This is a genomic window from Streptomyces sp. NPDC107498 (assembly GCF_055582805.1).
This window is the reverse complement of record NZ_JBVJPE010000003.1, coordinates 504,860-527,595: the sequence shown is the minus strand read 5'-3', so window position 1 is coordinate 527,595 and position 22,736 is coordinate 504,860. Positions and strand designations below refer to the sequence as shown.

Below are 22,736 nucleotides of genomic sequence, written 5' to 3'. Positions count from 1 at the left end.
CGAAATGGTGCGAGCCAATGGGGCCGTGTCGCTCCGCGAGCTCGCCCGCGTCGTCCAGACCTCTGAAGTGACCGTACGGAGAGACGTACGGGCCCTCGAGGCAGAAGGACTCCTCGACCGCCGCCACGGCGGTGCGGTGTTGCCGGGCGGATTCACGCGAGAATCCGGCTTCCCGCAGAAATCCCATCTCGCCACGGCGGAGAAGACGGCCATCGCCGACGTCGCCGCGAGCCTCGTCGAAGAGGGCGAGGCCATCGTCGTCGGCGCCGGGACGACCACGCAGGAGCTGGCCCGCCGGCTCGCCCGCGTGCCCGGCCTGACCGTGGTCACCAACTCCCTGCTCGTCGCCCAGGCCCTCGCCCACGCCAACCGGGTCGAGGTCGTCATGACCGGCGGCACCCTGCGCGGCTCCAACTACGCCCTCGTGGGCAGCGGGGCCGAGCAGTCGCTCCAGGGGCTCCGGGTCTCCCGGGCCTTCCTCTCCGGCAGCGGTCTGACCGCCGAGCGCGGCCTGTCCACGTCCAACATGCTCTCCGCGAGCGTGGACCGGGCGCTCGTACAGGCGGCGGCCGAGGTCGTGGTCCTCGCCGACCACACCAAGCTCGGCTCCGACACCATGTTCCAGACGGTGCCGACGGACGTCATCACCCGCCTGGTGACCGACGAGCCCCCCGCCCACGACGAGCGGGCCGCCACCGAGCTCCAGGCCCTCGCCGACCAGGGCGTGCAGATCGCCGTCGCCGGCACGGGCGCCGCCGGCCCCGCGGGCGGTGAGCAGCTCCCCCCGGGCGCCCGGCCCCGCCGTGACGTTCCGCTCCCCGTCCAGCGCGGGCGGATGGCGGCCGGTCAGTTCCGGGGGCCGGGCGGCGCGATGGCCGCGGAGACGCTGGAGCGCACGGCCCGGGTCGCGGACATGCGCCGCCGCTGAAGCCGCCCGAGGGACCCTCCCCCAGGGGTCCCACGCCGTTCGGCCCCGCCGTTCAGTCCTTGAGCCCCCGAAGCGTCAGCGCGAGCAGGCGGTCCGCCAGGAGCGCGTCCTCCGGGCACTGCTCCGCCGCCAGCGCGATCGCGTTGGTCAGCTGCATCAGGTCGCCGATCGACACGTCGGCGCGCACCTGCCCCGCCTTCCGGGCCCGTTCGAGCAGCCGCTCGCCCGCCGCGCGCAGCGGATCGCTGCACCGCGCCAGGGCCGAACTCCGGTCGTGCGAGGCGGACATCAGCGCGTGCGCCAGCCCCCGGTACTCGCCCGCGTGGGCGATGAGCGCCCGCAGCCACTCCACCAGCGCCCGGCACGGCGCATCCGCCTCCGCGAGCTCCCGCGAGCGGTCGAGCAGTTCGGCCAGCGCCTCCTGGAAGACCGCGTTCAAGAGGTCGGCACGGGTGGGGAAGTGCCGGTAGAGGGTGCCGATCCCGACGCCCGCGCGGCGCGCGACCTCCTCCAGGGGTGCGTCCGCGCCCTGTTCCGCGAAGGCGGCGCGGGCTTCGACGAGCAGTCGCTCGTGGTTGCGGCGTGCGTCGGCGCGCATGGGCGATGGCTCCCCTCGACGGAGGGCCCGCAGGCGGCTGCCTGCGGGCCCTCCGTACCGTACTGGTCGCGACGGATCAGTCCTCGGCGGATCAGTCCTTGATGTCGCAGATGGTGGCGCCGGAGGTGACCGAGGCGCCGACCTCGGCGCTCAGGCCCTTGACGGTGCCGGAGCGGTGGGCGTTGAGGGGCTGCTCCATCTTCATGGCCTCCAGGACGACGATCAGGTCGCCCTCCTTGACCTCCTGGCCCTCCTCGACCGCGACCTTCACGATCGTGCCCTGCATCGGGGAGGCGAGGGTGTCGCCCGAGGCGGTCGGGCCGGACTTCTTCGCCGCGCGGCGCTTCGGCTTCGCACCGGCCGCCAGGCCCGTGCGCGCCAGCGTCATGCCGAGCGAGGACGGCAGGGAGACCTCGAGGCGCTTGCCGCCGACCTCGACGACGATCGTCTCGCGGCCCGTCTCGTCCTCGTCCGTCTCCGAGCCGGCCGGGGCGAACGGCTTGATCTCGTTGACGAACTCCGTCTCGATCCAGCGGGTGTGGACGCGGAACGGGTCGGCGGTGAAGGCGGGGTCGACCACGACGGCCCGGTGGAACGGGATCGCCGTCGCCATGCCCTCGACCTTGAACTCCGCCAGGGCGCGGGCGGCGCGCTGGAGAGCCTGCTCACGGGTGGCGCCGGTGATGACCAGCTTGGCCAGGAGCGAGTCCCAGGCCGGGCCGATCACCGAGCCGGACTCCACGCCCGCGTCGAGACGGACGCCCGGGCCCGTCGGCGGGTCGAAGAGGGTGACCGTGCCGGGCGCGGGCAGGAAGTTGCGGCCCGGGTCCTCGCCGTTGATGCGGAACTCGAAGGAGTGACCCCGGATCTCCGGGTCGCCGTAACCGAGCTCCTCGCCGTCGGCGATCCGGAACATCTCGCGCACCAGGTCGAGGCCCGTGACCTCCTCGGTCACCGGGTGCTCGACCTGCAGGCGCGTGTTGACCTCCAGGAAGGAGATCGTGCCGTCGAGGCCGACGAGGAACTCGACCGTGCCGGCGCCGACGTAGCCGGCCTCCTTCAGGATCGCCTTCGACGCCGAGTACAGCTGCTCGTTCTGCTCCCGCGTCAGGAACGGCGCGGGCGCCTCTTCGACCAGCTTCTGGTGGCGGCGCTGCAGCGAGCAGTCGCGGGTGGAGACGACGACCACGTTGCCGTGGGTGTCGGCCAGGCACTGCGTCTCGACGTGGCGGGGCTTGTCGAGGTAGCGCTCGACGAAGCACTCGCCCCGGCCGAAGGCCGCGACGGCCTCGCGGACGGCGGAGTCGTACAGTTCCGGCACCTCTTCGAGCGTGCGGGCGACCTTCAGGCCGCGGCCGCCGCCGCCGAACGCCGCCTTGATCGCGATCGGCAGGCCGTGCTCCTCGGCGAACGCCACGACCTCCTCGGCGCCCGACACCGGGTCCGGCGTGCCCGCGACGAGCGGGGCGCCGGCGCGCTGCGCGATGTGACGGGCGGCGACCTTGTCGCCCAGGTCCCGGATCGCCTGCGGCGGCGGGCCGATCCACGTCAGACCGGCGTCCAGCACGGCCTGCGCGAACTCCGCGTTCTCGGAGAGGAACCCGTAGCCCGGGTGGACCGCGTCCGCGCCCGAGTCCTTCGCGGCCTGCAGGACCTTCGCCATGTCCAGATAACTGGTCGCCGGAGTGTCACCGCCCAGAGCGAACGCCTCGTCGGCCGCCCGGACGTGCAGGGCGTCCCGGTCCGGCTCGGCGTACACGGCCACGCTGTCGATACCCGCGTCCCGGCACGCCCGGGCCACACGGACAGCGATTTCGCCACGGTTGGCGATGAGCACCTTGCGCACGATGGCTCCCTCCTTGAAACAAGCTGAGTTTAGGGACTGCCGACACGGCCTTTCGACCCGTCCCCAGTGGTGAGCTTGCCCACACGGAGCGTGACCCCGGGCCCGCTCGGGTCGTGAATTCCCTTGTCGCACCACGGTACGCAGGGTTCCTTTACGGCACAGTAGCTCCGAGGTGTGGCGCAGGTCTCTGTTCGTGGGGCCAGGGGCCGTTCGGGTTTCTTTGTGGAGTCCCTACGAATGGCTCAACGATTCTTTGCCGGACCGGCCCTCGTTCCCCCGTCGTCGCCCGCCGTGCGGAAACCCTTGTCCAGGGATTTACCGGCCAGTAGCCTTCGCGCTGTCGAACGTACTGTCGGTAACAGGCGAATCCAGGGGGTGGCCGAGGTGGCCCGCAGACCGATAGCGCTCGTGACGGCCGTGGTGCTCCTGCTCGAAGCGCCCGGCATCGTCGCGATCAACGCCGTCATGGCGGGCTTCCTGGAGGCCCAGTCGATGTCCCTCGCCGGCATGGACCCCGACGCGATGGTCACCGGCACCTGGGGGCTCGGCATCGGTTCCGGCGCCGCCCTCCTCCTCTGCGCCCTCGTCGCCCTCCTCGCGGGCGTCCGCGACCGCCGCCCCGGCCGCTTCGGCCGGGCGCTCCTCATCGGCTGCGCGATCGTCCACGGCGTCCTCGGCGCGGTCGCCGTGGGCCTGCTCGGCTGGGGCGCCTTCGCCTTCCTCGTGGCCGTGCTCGGTCTGGTCGTCCTCACCCTGGTGGCGTACGGCAAGGGGTACGAGAAGGACACCGACGCCCCCGAGGAGGCGCCGGCGCCCGCGTAGCGGCCTTCGAGGGCCCGTCGGGTGCGAAGGGCCCGGTCGGGTTCCTTGTCGGCCCCGGGGGGCGTCTCGCGGCCCGTCAGGCCCCTCACGGCCCGTCAGGCCCCTTGCCGGGTCGTCGGGCTCCGCGCGGGGCCCGGCGGACGGCTCGCGGCCCGCAAGGCCCCTTGCGACCCGTCAGGCCCAGAGGTCGGTGATCTCGACGCCCAGCTTGCGCAGGAGCCGGCGCAGGAGCGGCAGGGACAGGCCGATCACGTTGCCCGGGTCGCCGTCGATGCCGTCGATGAACGGCGCCGAGCGGCCGTCCAGGGTGAACGCGCCCGCCACGTGGAGCGGTTCGCCGCTCGCCACGTACGCGGCGATCTCCTCGTCCGTCGGCTCGCCGAAGCGGACCACGGTGGAGGCCGTCGCCGACTCGAAGCGCTTGGCGGCCGTGTCGTAGACGCAGTGGCCGGTCTGGAGGATGCCGACCCGGCCGCGCATCGCCTTCCAGCGTGCGGTGGCCTCCTCGGCGTCGGCCGGCTTGCCGAGGGCCTGCTTGTCGAGCTCCAGGACCGAGTCGCAGCCGATGACGAGCGCGCCGAACGCCTCGGGCCGGGCGGCGACATGAGCGGCCTTCGCCTCCGCGAGGGTGAGCGCGAGTTCGGCCGGCGTCGGGGCGTGGACCTTGTCCTCGTCGACGCCGCTCACGATCACCTCGGGGGCGAGTCCGGCCTGCCGGAGCAGGCCGAGCCGGGCGGGGGAGGCGGAGGCGAGCACGACACGGCGCGGATCAGCAGTCATGGGGGCAGCGTAGCCAGTGGCGGGGTGCGCACGCGCGCGTGGCCCGACGCGCGCCCGGGCCGTGCGCGCGCGGTCAGCGGGCGCTGGCCACGAACATCGCCACCACCATCGCCAGCGCCAGCAGCACGCCCGTGCGGCGGAGCATCGCCTGCATGTCGCGCAGGAACTTCGGCGGCTGGTTCTTCGGGTCGGACCACAGCATGCCTCCGATCCTGCGGGCGCGGCGCGCGGGGCGCCTGAGTACGGATACTCAGGCGCCCCGGTGCGGAAGGACTCATTCGTGTCCGTCCGAGTCACGTCCGCACGAACACCCCGTCCCGCGCGGCCGCGAGCGCCGCCTTCACCGCCCGTTCCGCGACGGCCGCGTCGAGCTCCTCGCGGGTGACCGTGAAGCGGTAGTAGAGCGGCGCGGAGACGGCGCGGAGCAGTTCCACGGGGTCCGTCCCCGCCGGGACCTCGCCGCGCGCCACGCCCTTGGTGACGACGGGGGCCCATTCGGCGAGCCGGACCCGGTAGAAGCCGGCGAGGGCGCGGGCGCACTCCTCGTCGCAGGCCGCGGCGGCGATGACCGCGCGGAAGACGGCGCCCATCCGGGGGTCGACGAGGGTGGCCCGGACGAGTTCGACGTTGGCCCGCAGGTCGCCCGTGAGGCTGCCGGTGTCGGAGGCGGGGAGCGACTGCTCGGCCATGTCGTGCAGGAGGTCGGCGACCAGGCCGACGGGGGAGCCCCAGCGGCGGTAGACGGTGGTCTTGCCGACGCCGGCGCCCGCGGCGATCCGGTCCATGTTCAGGGCGTGGAAGCCGGTGTCGGCGAGGGCGTCCAGGGTGGCGTCGAGGACCGCCCTGCGGACCTTCGCGGTGCGGCCGCCGGGCCGCGTGGTGCCGGGCGTGGCCGGTCGGCTCTCAGTCAAATGGGTCTCCTGTTCCATTAACGCCGTCGACTCTGCTACGGTACGGGACATCCTAACGGAACTAAACTCCCATTAAGGGGTGGTACGCATGGTCGCCCTCGATGTCCCCGCACCCACGGACCGCGCCGAGGCCCGGATGACCGGCCGGATGCGGCTCGTCCTCGTCGTCCTCCTGCTCGCCCAGTTCATGCTGGCCGTCGACTTCTCGATCCTGAACGTCGCCCTGCCGGTCATCGGCGAGGGACTCGGCTTCACCCTGGGCGGCCTCCAGTGGATCGCCACCGCCTTCGCCCTCGCCGCCGCCGGCTTCACCCTCCTCTTCGGGCGCGTCGCCGACCTGATCGGCCGCCGCCGCCTCTTCCTCGGCGGCATGGCCGTCCTCGGTGCCTCCTCCCTCCTGGGAGGCCTCGCCACCGGCCCCGAGACGCTCATGGCCGCCCGCGTCGCCCAGGGCCTCGCGACCGCCGCCGTCACCCCCGCCGGCCTCTCCCTGCTCACCTCCTCCTTCCCCGAGGGACCGCTGCGGGCCAAGGCCCTGGGGCTGAACGGCGCCCTCATGTCCGCGGGCTTCACCACCGGCGCGATCCTCGGCGGCGTCCTCACCGACCTGTTCTCCTGGCGCTGGGCCTTCCTCGTCAACGTCCCGGTGGCCCTCGCCGTGCTCCTCGTCGCCCCCGCCGTCCTGAAGGAGAGCCGCCCCGCCGTCCGGCCCCGCCTCGACGTGCCCGGCGCCGTCACCGTCACCGGCGGACTCCTCGCCCTCGTCTACGGCCTGACCCGCACCGGCGAGCACGGCTGGACCGACCCCGCGGCGCTCACCGCCCTCGCCGCCGGCGCCGCGCTCCTCACCGCCTTCGTCCTCGTCGAACGGCGCGCCGCCTCGCCCCTCGTCCCGATCCACGTCCTGAGGCGCCGCACGGTCGTCTGGGGCAACCTCGCCGGGCTCGTCGCCTTCGTCACCGAGACCTCCCTGGTCTTCCTGATGACCCTGTACCTCCAGGACGTCCTGGGCTTCTCCCCGCTCGCCGCCGGGCTCTCCTTCGGCGTCCTCGGCGCCGGCACGGTCCTCGGCGGAGTGACCGCCTCCCGCTTCATCGGCCGCTTCGGCGCCCGCGCCGCCCTCGTCACCGGCGGACTCCTCCAGGCCGCCGCCACGCTCGCCCTCCACGGCCTCGGCGACGACCGCGGCGGCCTCGCGCTGCTGCTCGCCGCGACCTTCGCCGGCGGCGTCGGCAACATGCTCGCGATCGTCGGCTTCATGGTCACCGCCACCTCCGGCATCCCCGACGGCGAGCAGGGCATGGCGACCGGACTCGCCACCATGACCCAGCAGATCGGCATCACCATGGGCACGCCGGTCATGAGCGCCGTCATCGTCACCGCGCCCGTGCTCCTCGACGGCATCGGCCGCGCGGTCCTCGTCAACGCCGCGATCGTCGCCGCCGGAGCCGTGCTCTCCGGCCTCTTCCTGCGCCGTACGTGACCGGCGCCGGGCATGCGAAAGGCCGGACCTCCCGCACAAGGGGTCCGGCCTTTCCGTACCGCGACGGCTACACGGGCCAGTACGAACGCGCCCAGGCCCGCGGGCCGGGCCGCTGCCGCACCGCCCGCGCGATGCGGGAGGGGTCCGACCACCCCTCCGGCACCGCCGGGCCGCCCGCCTCGGCGGACGCCGCCGCCGTGGCCGCGGCCCGGGCCTGGACGACCGCCAGTGCGGCGGCCAACTCCTCCGGAGTCGGGTTGCCTCGTACGACCTTGATCATGTCGGCTCCTTGAGGGTCCGGAAGGGCTAGAGCGGGATGTTGCCGTGCTTCTTCGGAGGGAGGGATTCCCGCTTCGTACGGAGCTGACGCAGGCCCTTCACGATCTGCGGGCGCGTGTCCGACGGCATGATCACCCCGTCGATGTAGCCGCGCTCGGCCGCCGTGTACGGGTTGAGCAGGGTGTCCTCGTACTCCCGGACGAGCCGGGCGCGGACCGCCTCCACGTCCTCGCCGCTCGCCTCCGCGATCGTCCGGCGGTGCAGGATGTTCACCGCGCCCTGCGCGCCCATGACCGCGATCTGCGCCGTCGGCCACGCCAGGTTCAGGTCGGCGCCCAGGTGCTTGGAGCCCATGACGTCGTACGCGCCGCCGAAGGCCTTCCGCGTGATGACCGTGATCAGCGGGACCGTCGCCTCCGCGTACGCGTAGATCAGCTTCGCGCCGCGCCGGATGATGCCGCCGTACTCCTGGTCCACGCCCGGCAGGAAGCCCGGCACGTCCACGAAGGTCAGGACCGGGATGTTGAAGGCGTCGCACGTCCGGACGAACCGCGCGGCCTTCTCCGAGGCGTCGATGTCCAGGCAGCCGGCGAACTGCATCGGCTGGTTGGCGACCACGCCCACCGGGAAGCCCTCGACCCGGCCGAAGCCGGTCACGATGTTCGGCGCGAACAGCGCCTGCGTCTCCAGGAACTCGCCGTCGTCGAGGACGTGCTCGATGACCCCGTGCATGTCGTACGGCTGGTTCGCCGAGTCCGGGATCAGCGCGTCGAGCTCGCGGTCCTCGTCCGTCGCCTCGGTCTGCGCGACCTCCGGGAAGGCCGGCGGCTCCGAGAGGTTGTTCGACGGGAGGTACGAGAGCAGGGACTTGACGTACTCGATCGCGTCCTTCTCGTCCTCGGCCATGTGGTGCGCCACGCCCGAGGTCGAGTTGTGCGTCCGGGCGCCGCCCAGCTCCTCGAAGCCCACGTCCTCGCCGGTCACCGTCTTGATGACGTCCGGACCGGTGATGAACATGTGCGAGGTCTGGTCCACCATCACCGTGAAGTCGGTGATCGCGGGGGAGTACACCGCGCCGCCCGCGCACGGGCCGACGACCAGGGAGATCTGCGGGATCACCCCGGAGGCATGGGTGTTGCGGCGGAAGATCTCGCCGTACATGCCGAGCGCGCCCACGCCCTCCTGGATGCGGGCGCCGCCGGAGTCGTTGATGCCGATGACGGGGCAGCCCGTCTTCAGCGCGAAGTCCATCACCTTGATGATCTTCTGGCCGTACGTCTCGCCCAGCGCGCCGCCGAAGACCGTGAAGTCCTGCGAGAACACGGCGACCGGGCGGCCGTCCACCGTGCCGTAGCCGGTGACGACGCCGTCTCCGTACGGCCGGTTGTGCTCCAGGCCGAAGTTGGTCGAGCGGTGCCGGGCCAGTTCGTCCAGCTCCACGAACGAACCTTCGTCCAGGAGGAGGGCGATCCGCTCGCGCGCGGTCAGCTTGCCCTTGGCGTGCTGCTTCTCCACCGCGCGCTCCGAGCCGGCGTGCGTGGCCTCGTCGATACGGCGCTTGAGGTCCGCGATCTTGCCCGCGGTCGTGTGAATGTCGATCTCGTACTGCTCTGCCGGCTCGGACATCGGGATGCGGCTCCCTGCCTGGTCACGGGGGGTTCGTTGACTACGAATGGGCTACTGCTGGCCTACTGACCCGTAGCGTATCGACGGCGATACGGTTCGGCACTGCGGTCTTTGCCACACCTAGTCTGGCTTGCATGACGACCTCCCAAGGCTCCGGCGGACGCTGGTCCGACCTCGACCGGCCCCCGCTGAACGCCCAGGCGCTGCGCCGCGCGCTCGTCCTGCCAGACGGACTGTGGACCTCCCTCGACGTGGTCGGCAGCACCGGCTCCACCAACAGCGACCTCGCCGCCCGGGCCGACGAACTGCCCGAAGGCGCGGTGCTCGTGGCCGAGGAGCAGACCTCGGGACGCGGCCGGCTCGACCGCACCTGGACCGCGCCCGCCCGCTCCGGGCTCTTCCTCTCCGTCCTCCTCAAGCCCGCCGTGCCCGTCCACCGCTGGGGCTGGCTCCCGCTGCTCACCGGCGTGGCCGCCGCCACCGGCCTCGCGAAGGCGGCCGGCGTCGACACCTCCCTCAAGTGGCCCAACGACCTCCTGGTTTCCGTCGCGGGCGAGGAGCGCAAGGCCGGCGGCATCCTCGCCGAGCGGGCCGGCGCCGACGCCGTCGTCGTCGGCCTGGGCATCAACGTCACCCTCCGCGAGGACGAGCTGCCCGTCCCGGCGGCCGGCTCCCTCCTCCTCGCCGACGCGGTCTCCACCGACCGCGACACCCTCCTGCGGGCCGTCCTGCGCTCCCTCGACCGGTACTACGGCGACTGGGTGCGGGCCGACGGCGACCCCGCCGCATCCGGCCTCCAGGCGGCCTACGCGGCCGGCTGCGCCACCCTCGGCCGCCGCGTGCGCGCCGAGCTGCCCGGTGAGCGCATGCTGGAGGGAGAGGCCGTCGCCCTGGACGGCGACGGCCGCCTGGTCGTCGCCACGGAAGGCGGCGGCACGGAAGCGGTGGGAGCGGGCGACATCGTCCACCTGCGGACGTGATCCCAGGTGGGGGGCATGCGCTCCGCGCCGTGCGGGCAGTCGTTCCGCACGGGGTCCCCCGAGGACGGAGTTCCGGGGAGAGCGACGGGCGGGCACACCTCCGACGCGCGCCGTGCCCTCCGGCTCCTTCTCCCGGGGCCCGCGCGGCGTGAGCCGGGCGGCCGCCGTGCGCGCGTGACCCAGCGCACAGCTGCCGTATCGTTGACCGCGATCGATGGCGACAGATCGGCAGGGCAAGTGGGCAGGGAACGGGCAGGAGGCGGCCGGTGACCGTCGACGACGCGAACACGGGCGGCGGCGCCCCGTCGGAACCGCCGACGTACCCCACCCCCCACCACGAGGTCGACCACACGGTCGAGCCGACCCACGACCCCCTCGCCATCCGCCTCGAACAGCTCATCCTCGGCGCCGACCGCCGCTACACCCCCTTCCAGGCCGCCCGCACCGCCGGCGTCTCCATGGAGCTCGCCTCCCGCTTCTGGCGGGCCATGGGCTTCGCCGACATCGGCCAGGCCAAGGCGCTCACCGAGGCCGACGTCCTCGCCCTGCGGCGGCTCGCCGGCCTCGTCGAGGCCGGGCTGCTCAGCGAGCCGATGGCCGTGCAGGTCGCCCGCTCCACCGGACAGACCACCGCGCGCCTCGCCGAGTGGCAGATCGACTCCTTCCTGGAGGGCCTCACCGAGCCGCCCGAGCCCGGCATGACCCGCACCGAGGTCACGTACCCGCTGGTCGAGCTGCTCCTGCCCGAGCTGGAGGAGTTCCTCATCTACGTGTGGCGCCGGCAGCTCGCCGCCGCCACCGGCCGGGTCGTCCAGGCCGCCGACGACGAGGAGATGGTCGACCGTCGGCTCGCCGTCGGCTTCGCGGACCTCGTCGGCTTCACCCGGCTCACCCGCCGCCTGGAGGAGGAGGAGCTCGGCGAGCTCGTCGAGGCCTTCGAGACCACCTGCGCCGACCTCGTCGCCGCGCACGGCGGCCGGCTCATCAAGACCCTCGGCGACGAGGTGCTGTACGCCGCCGACGACGCCGGCATCGCCGCCGAGATCGCGCTGCGGCTGATCGAGACCCTCAGCCACGACGAGACCATGCCGGCGCTCCGGGTCGGCATCGCCTTCGGCACGGTGACCACCCGCATGGGCGACGTCTTCGGCACCACCGTGAACCTGGCCAGCCGCCTCACCTCGATAGCCCCGAAGGACGCCGTCCTCGTCGACGGCGCCCTCGCGGAGGAGCTGACCAGGACCGGCGAGGCGCCCGCCTCGGAGACGGAGGCGGCCGAGGAGGCGGCGCGCGCGGAGAAGGAGGGCCGCCGGGCCGCCGCGTACCGCTTCGCGCTCCAGCCCATGTGGCAGCGCCCGGTCAGGGGCCTCGGCGTCGTCGAACCCTGGCTCCTGAGCCGCCGCCCGTCCTAGGATCTCCCGGTGAACGTCCGTTAACACCTGTTGACGGGCCCGAACCGGGAGGGTGTGCGGTCATGTCCGAGCAGCGCTTTGGTGAGTTCGTGGTGGTCCGGAAGGACGGTCACGTCGCGGAGCTGGTCCTCGACCGGCCCAAGGCCATGAACGCCGTCTCCTCCGAGATGGCCCGCTCCATCGGCGCCGCCTGCGACGCCCTCGCCGCCGACCCCGAGGTCCGCGTCACCGTCCTGACCTCCTCGAACGACCGCGCCTTCTGCGTCGGTGCCGACCTCAAGGAGCGCAACTCCTTCACCGACGCCGAGCTCGTCCGCCAGCGTCCGACCGCCCGCGCCGCCTACACCGGCGTCCTGGAGCTGCCGATGCCGACCGTCGCCGCCGTGCACGGCTACGCCCTCGGCGGCGGCTTCGAGCTGGCGCTCTCCTGCGACGTCATCGTGGCCGACGCGACCGCCGTCGTCGGCCTCCCCGAGGTCTCCGTGGGCGTGATCCCCGGCGGCGGCGGTACGCAGCTGCTCCCGCGCCGGGTGGGCGCGGCGCGCGCCGCCGAGCTGGTCTTCACGGCCCGCCGGGTGGAGGCGGCCGAGGCCCGCGAGCTCGGTCTGGTCGACCTCCTGGAGGAGGACGCGCGGACGGCGGCCCTGGAGCTCGCCGGGCGGATCGCGGCGAACTCGCCGGTCGGCCTGCGCGCGGCGAAGAGGGCGATGCGGCTCGGTCAGGGCCTGGACCTGCGGGCGGGGCTGGAGGTCGAGGACGCGGCCTGGCGTTCGGTGGCGTTCTCGGGCGACCGGGCGGAGGGCGTGGCGGCCTTCAACGAGAAGCGGAAGCCGAACTGGCCGGGGCAGTAAGTCCTTACCGTTTTGTATCAAATGTGACTTACGGTGACGTCTCGGTGGGGAAAACGGATCAAACCTCCCTAAGCTGGAGGAATGGGTGAGGACGGACGGCTGCGGGCCGTAGTGGCGCTGGCGCAGGCGATGGCGGCGGCGCACACCCCGCGCGAGTTCTGGCGGGCGGCGGCGCTCGGGGCCCGCGCGGGGCTCGACGGGAGCTTCGCCGCCCTGTCCGTCTGGGAGCGGGACCGCGGCCGCCTCAAGGTCCTGGTGAACGCCGGGGACCGGGCCGCGGGGGAGGAGGAGTTCCCGGACTCGGAGACGTACCCGGTGTACCAGTTCCCCGAGATCACCGAGTTCCTGCACGAGCAGTGGGCGGGCGGCGGCGAACCCGACGCCTGGGTGGAGACCGCCGCCGACCCCGTGCCGACCGGTCGGGTGACGGGCCTGCGGCGGCGGGGGCGCGGCTGCTGCGTGGTCGCCCCGATCGTGCTGCACGGGCGCGCGTGGGGGGAGCTGTACGTGGCCCGCCCGCCGGAGGAGAAACCTTTCAGCCGTGCGGACGCCGACTTCGCGACCGTCCTCGCGGCGGTCGTCGCCGCCGGCATCGCCCAGGCCGAACGCCTGGAGGAGGTCCGCAAGCTGGCCTTCACCGACCCCCTGACGGGTCTCGCCAACCGGCGGGCCGTCGACACCCGTCTGGACGAGGCCATCGAGCGCTACCGGGCGGACGGCTCCGTCGTGAGCCTCGTGGTCTGCGACCTGAACGGCCTCAAGCACGTCAACGACACCCACGGCCACGCCGTCGGCGACCGCCTCCTCGAACGCTTCGGCTCGGTCCTCTCGCGCTGCGGCGCCATGCTCCCCGGCGCCCTCGCGGCCCGCCTGGGCGGCGACGAGTTCTGCCTCCTCACCGTCGGCCCGACGGCGGACGAGGTCGTCGCGGTCGCCGAGGAGCTGTGCGTGCGGGCGGCGGAGCTGGAGCTCGGCGAGGGCGTGGCCTGCGGGGTGGCGTCCACCGGGGATCCCATCGGTCCGCTCAAGTCGGCCCGCCGCCTCTTCCGGCTCGCCGACGCCGCCCAGTACCAGGCCAAGGCCGACCGCTCGACGAAGCCCGTCGTGGCGGGCCGCGACGGCACGGTCATCCGGCTCGCCGACGCTCCCCCCGGCGCCCGCGACCGCCGCCGCTTCCGTGACGCCCCGGCGGGCGGCCCGCGCCGGGCGGAGCCGGACGCCCCGGACGAGGGGCATCCGTAGGGGCGCCCCAGGGCGTCCCGGGGCGCCCCGGGGGGCGGTTCCGGCGCCCTCCGGGCCGCCGTCCGGACGCGGACCGGGGGCCCGTCGGCGAGGTGCGATCCGGTAAGGGGCCCTCCCCTGTGGGGACGGTGACGAAATCGGCTAGTGACATATTGGTCTTCATTCCTTAGGGTGCTGAATATGGATATGCAGACAGTCGTCCTCGGCACGTCCGGCACGACCCCGCAGGACGTCATCGACGTCGCCCGCCACGGCGCCCGCGTCGAGCTGTCGACCGAGGCCGTGGCCGCCCTGGCCGCCGCCCGGGACATCGTCGACGCGCTCGCCGCCAAGCCCGAGCCCGTCTACGGGGTCTCCACCGGTTTCGGCGCACTCGCCACCCGGCACATCGGCCACGAGCTCCGCGCCCAGCTCCAGCGCAACATCGTCCGCTCGCACGCCGCCGGCATGGGCCCGCGCGTCGAGCGCGAGGTCGTGCGCGCCCTGATGTTCCTCCGCCTCAAGACCGTGGCCTCCGGACACACCGGCGTCCGCCCCGAGGTCGCCCAGACCATGGCCGACGTCCTCAACGCCGGCATCACCCCCGTCGTCCACGAGTACGGCTCCCTCGGCTGCTCCGGCGACCTCGCCCCGCTCTCCCACTGCGCCCTCGCGCTCATGGGCGAGGGCGACGCCGAGGGCCCCGACGGCGTGGTGAAGCCCGCCGGCGAGCTCCTCGCCGCCGCCGGCATCGCCCCCGTCGAGCTCAAGGAGAAGGAGGGCCTCGCCCTCCTCAACGGCACCGACGGCATGCTCGGCATGCTGGTCATGGCCCTCGCCGACCTCGACACGCTCTACAAGTCGGCCGACATCACCGCCGCCCTCTCCCTCGAAGCCCTCCTCGGCACCGAGAAGGTCCTCGAACCCGAGCTGCACGCCATCCGCCCGCACCCGGGCCAGGCCGCCTCCGCCGCCAACATGCTGGCCGTGCTCAAGGGCTCCGGCCTCACCGGCCACGCCCAGGCGGGCGAGGCCCCCCGCGTCCAGGACGCCTACTCGGTGCGCTGCGCCCCGCAGGTCGCCGGCGCCGGCCGCGACACCCTGGCCCACGCCCGGCTCGTCGCCGAGCGGGAGCTCGCCGCCGCCGTCGACAACCCGGTCGTGCTGCCCGGTGGCGAGGTCCGCTCCAACGGCAACTTCCACGGCGCTCCCGTCGCGTACGTCCTCGACTTCCTCGCGATCGCCGCCGCCGACCTCGGCTCCATCGCCGAGCGCCGCACCGACCGGCTCCTCGACAAGAACCGCTCCCACGGCCTCCCGCCGTTCCTCGCGGACGACGCCGGCGTCGACTCGGGCCTGATGATCGCCCAGTACACGCAGGCCGCCCTGGTCAGCGAGATGAAGCGGCTCGCCGTCCCGGCCTCCGCCGACTCCATCCCGTCCTCCGCGATGCAGGAGGACCACGTCTCCATGGGCTGGTCCGCCGCCCGCAAGCTGCGCACCGCGATCGGCAACCTCAACCGGATCATCGCGGTCGAGCTGTACGCCGCCACCCGCGGCATCGAGCTCCGCGCGGGCCTCACCCCGGCGCCCGCCTCGCAGGCCGCCATCGAGGCCCTGCGCGCGGCCGGCGTCGAGGGCCCCGGCCCGGACCGGTTCCTCGCCCCCGACCTGGCGGGCGCGGACGCCTTCGTGCGCGAAGGGAAGCTGGTCGCGGCCGTGGAGCCGGTCACCGGCCCGCTGGCGTAACGACAGGCCGTAGGGCGGGCCGTACGGCGGTCCGTGCGGCCGGCGCGACGACAGGGCCGTACGAAAGAGCCGTACGAAAGAGCCGTACGAAAGGGTCGCCCCTCCCCGGGGGCGGCCCTTCACGCGTACGGGAGGACCCTCAGAAGGCGCGGCCCCGGCGCTGCATCGCGAGCGCCACGAAACCCGCCCCGACCCCCAGGAAGCCCGTCCCGCCGAGCAGGTACGCCGTGGTCTTCCGTCCCCCGGTCTCGGCCAGGGGCCCGTCGTCCATGAGGGAACCGTCCTGGGTCACCCCGATCCGCGCCCCGCCCTGCCGGTCGGAGGCGTTCGCGGTCGGCACGAACCACAGGGCGCACAGCAGCGTCCCCGCGGCGACGGCGGTCAGCAGCAGGTGGCGGGCGGCGGACACGGAAATTTCGATCCCCCTTGCGGAAACCGCGAATTGGTCGACGTGCCGATGCTACGGAACACAGCGGGTCGCGGGAAAGCCGAGGGCCTCCGGGCCCCTACGCTCCGACTCATGAACACACCTGAGTCCACACGCTATGTCCGCCTTCGCGTCGATGTCGTCCTGGAGATCGACGGTCCCGCCGAGCTGACCGAGGCCGCCGAAGCCCGGATCGACGGCGACGAGTTCATGCCCGAGGAGGAGCGGGCGCACGCGCGCGAGGCCGCGCGCGAGGACAGCGCCGAGGCGCTCGCCCACCTCGTCGAGCCCTTCGACCTGATCCGCGACGTCCCCGGAATCGAGATGGTCCAGGCCTCCTGGAGCAGCGAGGAGATCGATTACGACCCCGATGCGCTGGAGTGGGACCTGGGCGAGGAGGATGGGGCCGGGGAAGACGACGACCGCTGAGGCGGAAACCCGCACGAAGCGCGGGCCCCGGGACGCCGTCCCGGGGCCCTTTCGCGGCGCCGGGAACCGGCGACCGGGCTCCGCGCGTGTGGAGCAGTGGTGTTCCCCGTGGATCAGTGGCGTTGCCCACAAACCCTCCGGTCACGGAACCGTACGGGGTGTCATGGGCGTTCATAGAAGAAGTTGGCAGGGAACCGGCGACGATGGAGAAGCGTGTGATGACGGTCGGCAAGCGCCGCAGGAGCCTGGCGGCGGCCGCCGCGGTGCTCAGCGGCGTACTCGTGCTCTCGGCGTGCAACGACGGGGAGAAGGACGGCGGCGCCTCCGGATCCGCGACACAGCAGTCACAGGCCCAGGTCGACGAGGCGGCCGCGCAGAAGACCTCCAAGGCGCAGATCACCATCTCGCCGAAGAACGGCGCGCAGGACGCCTCCATCAACAACGACGCCAAGGTCACCGTGGCCGAGGGCAAGCTCACCGAGGTCACCATGACCTCCGCCGAGGGCGCCGAGGTCAAGGGCGAGATAGCGGCCGACGGACTCAGCTGGAAGCCGAGCGAGCAGCTCAAGCGGGCCACGGTCTACAAGATCGCCGCCACCGCCACCGACGCGGAGGGCCTGAAGGCCCACGAGAACTCCTCGTTCACCACCGTCTCGCAGGCCAACAGCTTCATCGGCAACTTCACGCCCGAGGACGGTTCGACCGTCGGCGTCGGCATGCCGGTCTCGATCAACTTCAACAAGGCGATCACCGACAAGAAGGCCGTCCAGGGCGGCATCACGGTCTCCTCCAGCTCCGGCCAGGAGGTCGTCGGGCACTGGTTCAGCCCGACGCGTCTCGACTTCCGCCCCGACGCGTACTGGACCGAGGGCTCGACCGTCACGCTGAAGCTGGACCTCGACGGGGTCGAGGGCGCGGACGGCGTCTTCGGCGTCCAGCAGAAGACGGTCACCTTCAAGATCGGCCGCAACCAGGTCTCCACCGTCGACGTCGCCACCAAGACCATGACGGTCACGCAGGACGGCAAGACGATCAAGACCATCCCGATCTCCGCCGGCTCCCCGGAGAACACCACCTACAACGGTCAGATGGTGATCTCCGAGAAGTTCAAGGAGACCCGGATGAACGGCGCCACCGTCGGCTTCACCGACGACGACGGCAAGGGCGAGTACGACATCAAGGACGTGCCGCACGCCATGCGCCTGTCCACCTCCGGCACCTTCATCCACGGCAACTACTGGGGCGCGCGGTCGATCTTCGGCAACGTGAACACCAGCCACGGCTGCGTCGGCCTCGCCGACGTCAAGGGCGCCGGCGACCCGAACCAGACGGCCGCCTGGCTCTTCGACCACTCGATGGTCGGTGACGTCGTCGTCGTCAAGAACTCCAACGACAAGACGATCAAGCCCGACAACGGCCTCAACGGCTGGAACATGAGCTGGTCGGAGTGGAAGGCCGGCTCGGCCGTCTGACCCGCACGCGCACGACGAAGGCCCCCTCCCGCGCCGGGAGGGGGCCTTCGCGTCGCTTCCCCACGCTCACGGGCGTCGTTCCCGTACGTCCACGGGCGTCATTCCCGTACGTCCACGGGCTCGTCCACGCCCCACTGCGCGAGCAGCCGCAGCGCCTCCGCAGAGGGCGTCCCCGGCTCGGCGTGGTACGTCAGGAGCACCAGGTCCGGATCGGCGCCGGACACCTTCAGCGACTCGTACGCCAGCGTCATCTCGCCGACCAGCGGATGCCGCAGCCGCTTCGTCCCGTGCCCCTTGTCGGCCACCGTGTGCGCCGCCCACAGCGAGCGGAACTCCTCGCTCTTCACCGACAGCTCGCCCACCAGCGCGAGCAGCTGCGGATCGTCCGGGTAGCAGCCCGCGTACAGCCGCAGCACGCTCACGACCTCGGTCGCCTTGCACTCCCAGTCGAGGTAGAGGGCCCGCGCGTTCGGGTCGAGGAAGACCATCCGGGCCATGTTCCGCTCGTGCGGCTCCCAGGCGGCGAAGTCGCCGAGCAGCGCCCGCGCCATCCGGTTCCAGGCCAGCAGGTCCAGACGGCGGCCCAGGACCACGGCCGGCACGCCGTCCATCGAGTCGATGAGGTGCCTGAGCCCCGGCCGCACCTGCTGCGGGCGGGCGATCGCCGCCCGCTGCCGCTTCTTCACCGTCGGCTTCGCCAGATGCGTCAGATGCGCCCGCTCGGTGTCGCTCAGCCGCAGCGCCCGCGCGATGGAGTCGAGCACCTCCATGGACACGTTCCGTCCGTTGCCCTGCTCCAGGCGCGTGTAGTACGCCACGGACACCCCGGCCAGTTGCGCCAGCTCCTCGCGGCGCAGGCCCGGCACCCGCCGGTGCCGCCCGAACTCGGGCAGCCCCACGTCCTGCGGCTTCAGCCGGGCCCTGCGGGAGCGCAGGAATTCGCTGAGTTCGGCACTGAGGTCCATACCGACCCATTATCGCCGCCGGGTCGCGCGGACGGACGTACGTTCCTGACCCTGCCAGTGGTAGGCACGTCGGACGTAGGCAGAACAGGTGGCTGGGTGGCGCCGCCGCCGCGAGGCAGGCTGGACCCATGACCACGAACGCGACCACCGTCCCCGCGTACGCCGCACCCGTCGCCGACGCCCCGCTGGAGCGCACCACCGTGCCGCGCCGGCCCGTCGGCGAGCACGACGTCCTCATCGAGATCAAGTACGCCGGGATCTGCCACTCCGACATCCACCAGGCCACCAACGGCTGGGGCGAGGGCATCTTCCCGATGGTCCCCGGCCACGAGATCGCCGGAATCGTCGCCGAGGTCGGCCCCGGCGTGACGAAGTTCCGGGTCGGCGACCGGGTCGGCGTCGGCTGCTTCGTCGACTCCTGCCGCACGTGCGAGTACTGCCTGCGCGGTCTGGAGCAGTACTGCGTCACCGGCGGCACCGGCACGTACAACTCCCGTGACAAGAACGGCGAGCCGACCTACGGCGGCTACTCGACCCACATCGTCGTCGACGAGAACTACACCCTGCGCATCCCCGAGGGCATCGGCCTCGACGAGGCCGCCCCGCTGCTCTGCGCCGGCATCACCCTCTACTCCCCGCTGGCTCACTGGCAGGCCGGCCCCGGCAAGAAGGTCGCGATCGTCGGACTCGGCGGCCTCGGCCACATGGGCGTCAAGATCGCCCACGCGCTCGGCGCCGAGGTGACGGTCCTCAGCCAGTCGCTCAAGAAGCGGGAGGACGCCCTGAAGCTGGGCGCCGACCACTACTACGCGACGAGCGACCCGGAGACCTTCGCCACCCTCCGGGGCGCCTTCGACCTGGTGATCTCCACGGTCTCCGCGCCCCTCGACTTCAACGCCTACCTGGGCCTCGTCAAGACGGACGGCGCCCTGGTGAACGTCGGCGCCCCCGAGGAGCCCGTCTCCGTCGGCCTCTTCTCCCTCATCGGCGGCCGCAAGACCCTCGCCGGCTCGATGATCGGCGGCATCGCCGAGACCCAGGAGATGCTGGACTTCTGCGCCGAGCACGGTCTGGGCGCCGAGATCGAACTGATCCGCGCCGACCAGATCAACGAGGCGTACGAGCGCGTCCTGAAGAGCGACGTCCGCTACCGCTTCGTGATCGACACGGCCACGATCTGAGCCACCGCCGCCGGGGCATGACGTCCGGGGTAATCGACCCCGGCGCCGTGCCCCGGCACGCTTGCGTCATGACCGCATACGCCATCGGAAACCTGCACCCGAAGCCCGTCCTCGACGAGGAGGTCTTCGTCTACATGGAGCGCATCCAGGCCACCCTCGACCCCTTCGGCGGCCGCTTCCTCGTCCACGGCGCCCCGGCCCGCGAGGTCCGCGAGGGCACCTGGCCCGGCGCCCTCGTGATCATCGGCTTCCCCACGTACGAGGACGCCCGCGCCTGGTACGACTCCGAGCCCTACCAGGCCCTGGTCCCCCTCCGCACCCGCCACATGGCCGGCGACGTCCTCCTGATCGAAGGGGTCCCGGAGGGGTACGAGGCAGCGGGGACGGCGGCCCGGCTCCGCGCGGGCGTCGACTGATCTCGGCGCGGAGCGGGCCCGTCATCGGCGATCGCCCGGGCGGCCCGTCGCGAGCGGGCGCGCTCCGGCTCAGAACCCCTGCGTCACCAGCTCTCGATGCCGCTGACCGTCGTGCCGATGATGTCGCACACGCGCGTGACACCGCTGACGTCGAACTTCACGTCGGGAATCGTCACGAAGACCTGGTACGCGCCCTTGCTTCCGGGATGACGCTGGACCGTGTGGCCGTGCCGCTTCGCCAGCATCTTGTCGAGGCGGTTGTTTATCGTCTCCCGGGCGGACTTTCCGGACTTGAACGAACCCACCGGGATGTTCCCGTTCACCGAGCACTCGATCTCCACGACCGCGGACCTGGCCGTGCCGAGCGACTTGACGCGGGCGACGATCTCCACCTGACCCGACTGGCTGGGCATGCGTACTTGACCGTCGCCGGCCTCGTACTTGCCCATCCCGACGTAGAGCTGGCCGATGCGGCGGCAGAGGTCTTCCTCGGGGACGTCGTCGGAACCGCTGGCGACCTGGATGATCGCCTCGGCCGAGCGCAGCGGCGAGACGAAGTCGATCACCGTCTGGGGCCGCTCGGCCGGCACCTTCGCCGTGGCGCTCTTGTACAGCTCCAGAAGCTGCTCGGACGCGCGGTCGTCGACCCAGTTGGACAGTTCGTGGGCGAGGGTCTCGTGGTTCTTCGCGAAGTTCTCCGGGTTGGGGTCCCGACCCGTGACCAGGAAGAACATCAGCTGAGCGAGGCTGAAGACGTCCACGGTCTCGCTGCGGGCCGTCTTCGCGTTGGGCTCGTACAGCTGCTCGGGAGCGGCATAGCTCAGCACTCCGCCGACGCCGAAGTTGGCCGTCATCGTGCGGTTCGTCTCGTGGTACGCCAGGTCGAAGTCGGTCAGATAGGGCTCCAGGTGTCCGTCCGCGCCGTAGGAGATGATGATGTTCTCCGGCTTGATGTCACGGTGACGCACCTTCTGGGCGTGGGCGTGCTGGACCGTCTCGCAGACGTCGATCATGAGGCGCACGATGGCCTCGGCGTTCCCGTTCCGCTCTATGTAGAACTTGCGCATGTTGTCGCCCTGAATGGAGTCCATGCTGAACCCGTAGGGCGCGGCGGTGATCTTGTGCACGCGCACGATCCGGGGGTGGTGCAGATCGCGCATGTTGCGGTAGCCGTTGCCGAAGCGCTGTACCTTGACGGCGTCGTCGAGCTCGTTTCCGTGGAAGAGTTTCACGGCGAAGCGCTCGCCCCGCTCGTTCTCGGCCTCCCACACGTGCCCGTAGCCGCCGTGCCCGATATGGCGGACGATCTTGCCGAACCGGGTCTCCTCGCCCACGCTGACCTCGGACAGGTGCTTGCGGAACTCCCTGAGCCGGCGGGTCAGGTCGTCCCAGTCCGGGTGGCGGCGTACGTCGGGCAGATCCTGCTCGGTCTCCTCGAACCACTCCACGACCCGCTCGAGTTCGGTCGCGCACCTCCTGGAGCCCCCGGAGAGCCGCACGGTGCGTTCGGTCAGTTCCGCGAGCTGCAGGTAGTAGTACTGGTCGATCAGGTTCTGGGCCTTCGAGAGGACCTGGTTCAACTCGCTCTTGTCGATCTGGCGGCCCTGGCGCGGCTCGAAACCACGACCGATCACGACCGTGCCCGCCACATCTCCCTTGAAGACGGGAGTCTGGATCCTCTCGGGCATGGCGTTGGCGACGTACTCGTAGATGCTCATCAGCGTGACGTCGCCATCCCAGTTCACCGCGGCGCCGAGGAGGGCGTCCGTCAGCATGTCGGTGAACACGCCCCGCCCGTTCACCTCCTGCGCGCCCTCCTCCGGCCGACAGGCGGCGAGCACGCAGCGACTCTCGTTGACGGCCCGGACCTCGCGCTCCACGTCGGCGGGGCTGAGCGGGCGGCTGTTCGACCAGGTGAAGGCGGAGCCGGAGTGACAGCAGTCCAGGATGGACACCACGTGATCGAATTTGAGGCTGGCGGACTCCATGAGCTGGGCCAGTTGGGCCAGCGCGATCCCCGGGTCGAAGTTCTCCGCGTCATGCGTCACCAGGTGCCCCGCCTGGCCGAGTACCTGCCCGTGTCCGGCGAAGTAGAAGAGGAGAACGCTCCCCTTCCCGTGGTGTTCCTCGCTGTAGGCGATCTGGTTCAGTTCCCTGAGGATGTTGGCCCGCGTGGCACGGCCGTTCAGCAGGACCAGGCTGTCGAAGTCGTACTGTTCTAAGGAGAGGCACGAGGCGACGTCCTTGGCATCGTTGACGCACCCGAAGAGGGGCGCGCCGGCATACGTGTCGATGCCGACGATGACGGCTTTGTTCATGTGATTCCCACCGGCTGGATCCTTCGTGGGAGGACGGCTGGC

Annotated in this window: 22 protein-coding genes; 12 read left to right on the top strand and 10 right to left on the bottom strand. The window is 72.0% G+C overall.

The window, feature by feature from the left end; all coding sequences use genetic code 11:
- Nucleotides 1-4 precede the first annotated feature (4 nt).
- Entirely contained in the window at nt 5-928 is a 924-nt protein-coding gene (locus ACZ66Z_RS08145; RefSeq protein ID WP_469933153.1) for a DeoR/GlpR family DNA-binding transcription regulator, read from the top strand.
- Between the two features lie 52 nt (nt 929-980).
- Here the strand turns inward: ACZ66Z_RS08145 and ACZ66Z_RS08140 are convergent, their stop codons facing one another.
- Both ACZ66Z_RS08140 and ACZ66Z_RS08135 read right to left on the bottom strand, forming a co-directional pair.
- On the bottom strand, nt 981-1,526 hold the full coding sequence (locus tag ACZ66Z_RS08140) for a TetR/AcrR family transcriptional regulator (RefSeq protein WP_469933152.1): 546 nt from the start codon (nt 1,524-1,526) through the stop codon (nt 981-983).
- Nucleotides 1,527-1,617: 91 nt separating this feature from the next.
- Nucleotides 1,618-3,372 (bottom strand): acetyl/propionyl/methylcrotonyl-CoA carboxylase subunit alpha, encoded by a 1,755-nt coding sequence (locus ACZ66Z_RS08135; protein WP_469933151.1) that lies wholly within the window; start codon nt 3,370-3,372, stop codon nt 1,618-1,620.
- A gap of 384 nt (nt 3,373-3,756) precedes the next feature.
- Here ACZ66Z_RS08135 and ACZ66Z_RS08130 point away from each other — a divergent pair, with 384 nt between their 5' ends.
- Nucleotides 3,757-4,194 carry a hypothetical protein gene (locus ACZ66Z_RS08130; RefSeq protein WP_469933150.1) on the top strand — a complete coding sequence of 146 codons (438 nt, stop codon included), beginning with the start codon at nt 3,757-3,759 and terminating at the stop codon, nt 4,192-4,194.
- Between the two features lie 174 nt (nt 4,195-4,368).
- Here the strand turns inward: ACZ66Z_RS08130 and ACZ66Z_RS08125 are convergent, their stop codons facing one another.
- From ACZ66Z_RS08125 to ACZ66Z_RS08115, 3 genes are all read right to left on the bottom strand, one after another.
- Nucleotides 4,369-4,974: a nucleoside triphosphate pyrophosphatase gene (locus ACZ66Z_RS08125; protein ID WP_469933149.1), complete on the bottom strand. Its 606-nt coding sequence runs from the start codon at nt 4,972-4,974 to the stop codon at nt 4,369-4,371.
- A gap of 73 nt (nt 4,975-5,047) precedes the next feature.
- Nucleotides 5,048-5,176 (bottom strand): morphogenic membrane protein MmpB, encoded by a 129-nt coding sequence (gene mmpB, locus ACZ66Z_RS08120; RefSeq protein ID WP_093874383.1) that lies wholly within the window; start codon nt 5,174-5,176, stop codon nt 5,048-5,050.
- 91 nt (nt 5,177-5,267) lie between these two features.
- A complete protein-coding gene (locus ACZ66Z_RS08115; RefSeq protein ID WP_469933148.1) occupies nt 5,268-5,936 on the bottom strand; it encodes a TetR/AcrR family transcriptional regulator in 669 nt (222 codons plus the stop codon).
- Nucleotides 5,937-5,973: 37 nt separating this feature from the next.
- Here ACZ66Z_RS08115 and ACZ66Z_RS08110 point away from each other — a divergent pair, with 37 nt between their 5' ends.
- On the top strand, nt 5,974-7,368 hold the full coding sequence (locus tag ACZ66Z_RS08110; RefSeq protein WP_469933147.1) for an MFS transporter: 1,395 nt from the start codon (nt 5,974-5,976) through the stop codon (nt 7,366-7,368).
- A gap of 67 nt (nt 7,369-7,435) precedes the next feature.
- Here ACZ66Z_RS08110 and ACZ66Z_RS08105 read toward each other — a convergent pair whose 3' ends face one another.
- Nucleotides 7,436-7,648, bottom strand: coding sequence for an acyl-CoA carboxylase epsilon subunit (locus tag ACZ66Z_RS08105; RefSeq protein ID WP_030687388.1), 213 nt, complete (start codon nt 7,646-7,648; stop codon nt 7,436-7,438).
- Between the two features lie 26 nt (nt 7,649-7,674).
- Nucleotides 7,675-9,273, bottom strand: a complete 1,599-nt coding sequence (locus ACZ66Z_RS08100) for an acyl-CoA carboxylase subunit beta (RefSeq protein ID WP_469933146.1) — start codon at nt 9,271-9,273, stop codon at nt 7,675-7,677.
- Between the two features lie 134 nt (nt 9,274-9,407).
- On the opposite strand from ACZ66Z_RS08100, the gene ACZ66Z_RS08095 reads away from it, so the two are divergent.
- The 5 genes from ACZ66Z_RS08095 to hutH all read left to right on the top strand — a co-directional run bounded on the left by ACZ66Z_RS08095 (nt 9,408) and on the right by hutH (nt 15,486).
- A complete protein-coding gene (locus ACZ66Z_RS08095; protein WP_469933145.1) occupies nt 9,408-10,253 on the top strand; it encodes a biotin--[acetyl-CoA-carboxylase] ligase in 846 nt (281 codons plus the stop codon).
- A gap of 266 nt (nt 10,254-10,519) precedes the next feature.
- Nucleotides 10,520-11,665, top strand: a complete 1,146-nt coding sequence (locus ACZ66Z_RS08090; protein ID WP_469933144.1) for an adenylate/guanylate cyclase domain-containing protein — start codon at nt 10,520-10,522, stop codon at nt 11,663-11,665.
- Nucleotides 11,666-11,727: 62 nt separating this feature from the next.
- On the top strand, nt 11,728-12,516 hold the full coding sequence (locus ACZ66Z_RS08085; RefSeq protein WP_469933143.1) for an enoyl-CoA hydratase/isomerase family protein: 789 nt from the start codon (nt 11,728-11,730) through the stop codon (nt 12,514-12,516).
- An 81-nt stretch (nt 12,517-12,597) separates the two neighbouring features.
- Entirely contained in the window at nt 12,598-13,758 is a 1,161-nt protein-coding gene (locus ACZ66Z_RS08080; RefSeq protein ID WP_469933142.1) for a GGDEF domain-containing protein, read from the top strand.
- Nucleotides 13,759-13,944: 186 nt separating this feature from the next.
- The gene (gene hutH, locus ACZ66Z_RS08075; RefSeq protein WP_469933204.1) at nt 13,945-15,486 is read left to right on the top strand and encodes a histidine ammonia-lyase; all 1,542 of its coding nucleotides are present in this window, start codon (nt 13,945-13,947) and stop codon (nt 15,484-15,486) included.
- 139 nt (nt 15,487-15,625) lie between these two features.
- Here hutH and ACZ66Z_RS08070 read toward each other — a convergent pair whose 3' ends face one another.
- Nucleotides 15,626-15,895, bottom strand: a complete 270-nt coding sequence (locus ACZ66Z_RS08070) for a hypothetical protein (protein WP_469933141.1) — start codon at nt 15,893-15,895, stop codon at nt 15,626-15,628.
- 111 nt (nt 15,896-16,006) lie between these two features.
- On the opposite strand from ACZ66Z_RS08070, the gene ACZ66Z_RS08065 reads away from it, so the two are divergent.
- Nucleotides 16,007-16,342, top strand: coding sequence for a hypothetical protein (locus ACZ66Z_RS08065; protein WP_469933140.1), 336 nt, complete (start codon nt 16,007-16,009; stop codon nt 16,340-16,342).
- 203 nt (nt 16,343-16,545) lie between these two features.
- Nucleotides 16,546-17,814: a L,D-transpeptidase gene (locus ACZ66Z_RS08060; protein WP_469933139.1), complete on the top strand. Its 1,269-nt coding sequence runs from the start codon at nt 16,546-16,548 to the stop codon at nt 17,812-17,814.
- Nucleotides 17,815-17,912: 98 nt separating this feature from the next.
- Here the strand turns inward: ACZ66Z_RS08060 and ACZ66Z_RS08055 are convergent, their stop codons facing one another.
- Nucleotides 17,913-18,779 (bottom strand): helix-turn-helix domain-containing protein, encoded by an 867-nt coding sequence (locus ACZ66Z_RS08055; protein ID WP_469933138.1) that lies wholly within the window; start codon nt 18,777-18,779, stop codon nt 17,913-17,915.
- A gap of 128 nt (nt 18,780-18,907) precedes the next feature.
- Here ACZ66Z_RS08055 and ACZ66Z_RS08050 point away from each other — a divergent pair, with 128 nt between their 5' ends.
- Together ACZ66Z_RS08050 and ACZ66Z_RS08045 are read left to right on the top strand one after the other, a co-directional pair.
- Nucleotides 18,908-19,960, top strand: a complete 1,053-nt coding sequence (locus ACZ66Z_RS08050) for an NAD(P)-dependent alcohol dehydrogenase (RefSeq protein ID WP_469933137.1) — start codon at nt 18,908-18,910, stop codon at nt 19,958-19,960.
- Between the two features lie 68 nt (nt 19,961-20,028).
- Nucleotides 20,029-20,376, top strand: coding sequence for a DUF1330 domain-containing protein (locus ACZ66Z_RS08045; RefSeq protein ID WP_469933136.1), 348 nt, complete (start codon nt 20,029-20,031; stop codon nt 20,374-20,376).
- A gap of 83 nt (nt 20,377-20,459) precedes the next feature.
- Here the strand turns inward: ACZ66Z_RS08045 and ACZ66Z_RS08040 are convergent, their stop codons facing one another.
- Nucleotides 20,460-22,694 (bottom strand): protein kinase domain-containing protein, encoded by a 2,235-nt coding sequence (locus ACZ66Z_RS08040; protein WP_469933135.1) that lies wholly within the window; start codon nt 22,692-22,694, stop codon nt 20,460-20,462.
- Nucleotides 22,695-22,736: the final 42 nt, after the last annotated feature.

What these genes read in the sequence shown, in the direction of transcription:
- ACZ66Z_RS08125 (WP_469933149.1), bottom strand. Translation starts at nt 4,974, where the DNA reads ATGACTGCTGATCCGCGCCGTGTCGTGCTCGCCTCCGCCTCCCCCGCC.
- ACZ66Z_RS08105 (WP_030687388.1), bottom strand. Translation starts at nt 7,648, where the DNA reads ATGATCAAGGTCGTACGAGGCAACCCGACTCCGGAGGAGTTGGCCGCC.
- ACZ66Z_RS08080 (WP_469933142.1), top strand. Translation starts at nt 12,598, where the DNA reads ATGGGTGAGGACGGACGGCTGCGGGCCGTAGTGGCGCTGGCGCAGGCG.
- ACZ66Z_RS08060 (WP_469933139.1), top strand. Translation starts at nt 16,546, where the DNA reads ATGGAGAAGCGTGTGATGACGGTCGGCAAGCGCCGCAGGAGCCTGGCG.
- ACZ66Z_RS08050 (WP_469933137.1), top strand. Translation starts at nt 18,908, where the DNA reads ATGACCACGAACGCGACCACCGTCCCCGCGTACGCCGCACCCGTCGCC.
- ACZ66Z_RS08085 (WP_469933143.1), top strand. Translation starts at nt 11,728, where the DNA reads ATGTCCGAGCAGCGCTTTGGTGAGTTCGTGGTGGTCCGGAAGGACGGT.
- mmpB (WP_093874383.1), bottom strand. Translation starts at nt 5,176, where the DNA reads ATGCTGTGGTCCGACCCGAAGAACCAGCCGCCGAAGTTCCTGCGCGAC.
- ACZ66Z_RS08040 (WP_469933135.1), bottom strand. Translation starts at nt 22,694, where the DNA reads ATGAACAAAGCCGTCATCGTCGGCATCGACACGTATGCCGGCGCGCCC.
- ACZ66Z_RS08045 (WP_469933136.1), top strand. Translation starts at nt 20,029, where the DNA reads ATGACCGCATACGCCATCGGAAACCTGCACCCGAAGCCCGTCCTCGAC.
- ACZ66Z_RS08110 (WP_469933147.1), top strand. Translation starts at nt 5,974, where the DNA reads ATGGTCGCCCTCGATGTCCCCGCACCCACGGACCGCGCCGAGGCCCGG.
- ACZ66Z_RS08145 (WP_469933153.1), top strand. Translation starts at nt 5, where the DNA reads ATGGTGCGAGCCAATGGGGCCGTGTCGCTCCGCGAGCTCGCCCGCGTC.
- ACZ66Z_RS08140 (WP_469933152.1), bottom strand. Translation starts at nt 1,526, where the DNA reads ATGCGCGCCGACGCACGCCGCAACCACGAGCGACTGCTCGTCGAAGCC.
- ACZ66Z_RS08095 (WP_469933145.1), top strand. Translation starts at nt 9,408, where the DNA reads ATGACGACCTCCCAAGGCTCCGGCGGACGCTGGTCCGACCTCGACCGG.
- hutH (WP_469933204.1), top strand. Translation starts at nt 13,945, where the DNA reads ATGCAGACAGTCGTCCTCGGCACGTCCGGCACGACCCCGCAGGACGTC.
- ACZ66Z_RS08100 (WP_469933146.1), bottom strand. Translation starts at nt 9,273, where the DNA reads ATGTCCGAGCCGGCAGAGCAGTACGAGATCGACATTCACACGACCGCG.
- ACZ66Z_RS08055 (WP_469933138.1), bottom strand. Translation starts at nt 18,779, where the DNA reads ATGGACCTCAGTGCCGAACTCAGCGAATTCCTGCGCTCCCGCAGGGCC.
- ACZ66Z_RS08065 (WP_469933140.1), top strand. Translation starts at nt 16,007, where the DNA reads ATGAACACACCTGAGTCCACACGCTATGTCCGCCTTCGCGTCGATGTC.
- ACZ66Z_RS08115 (WP_469933148.1), bottom strand. Translation starts at nt 5,936, where the DNA reads ATGTCCCGTACCGTAGCAGAGTCGACGGCGTTAATGGAACAGGAGACC.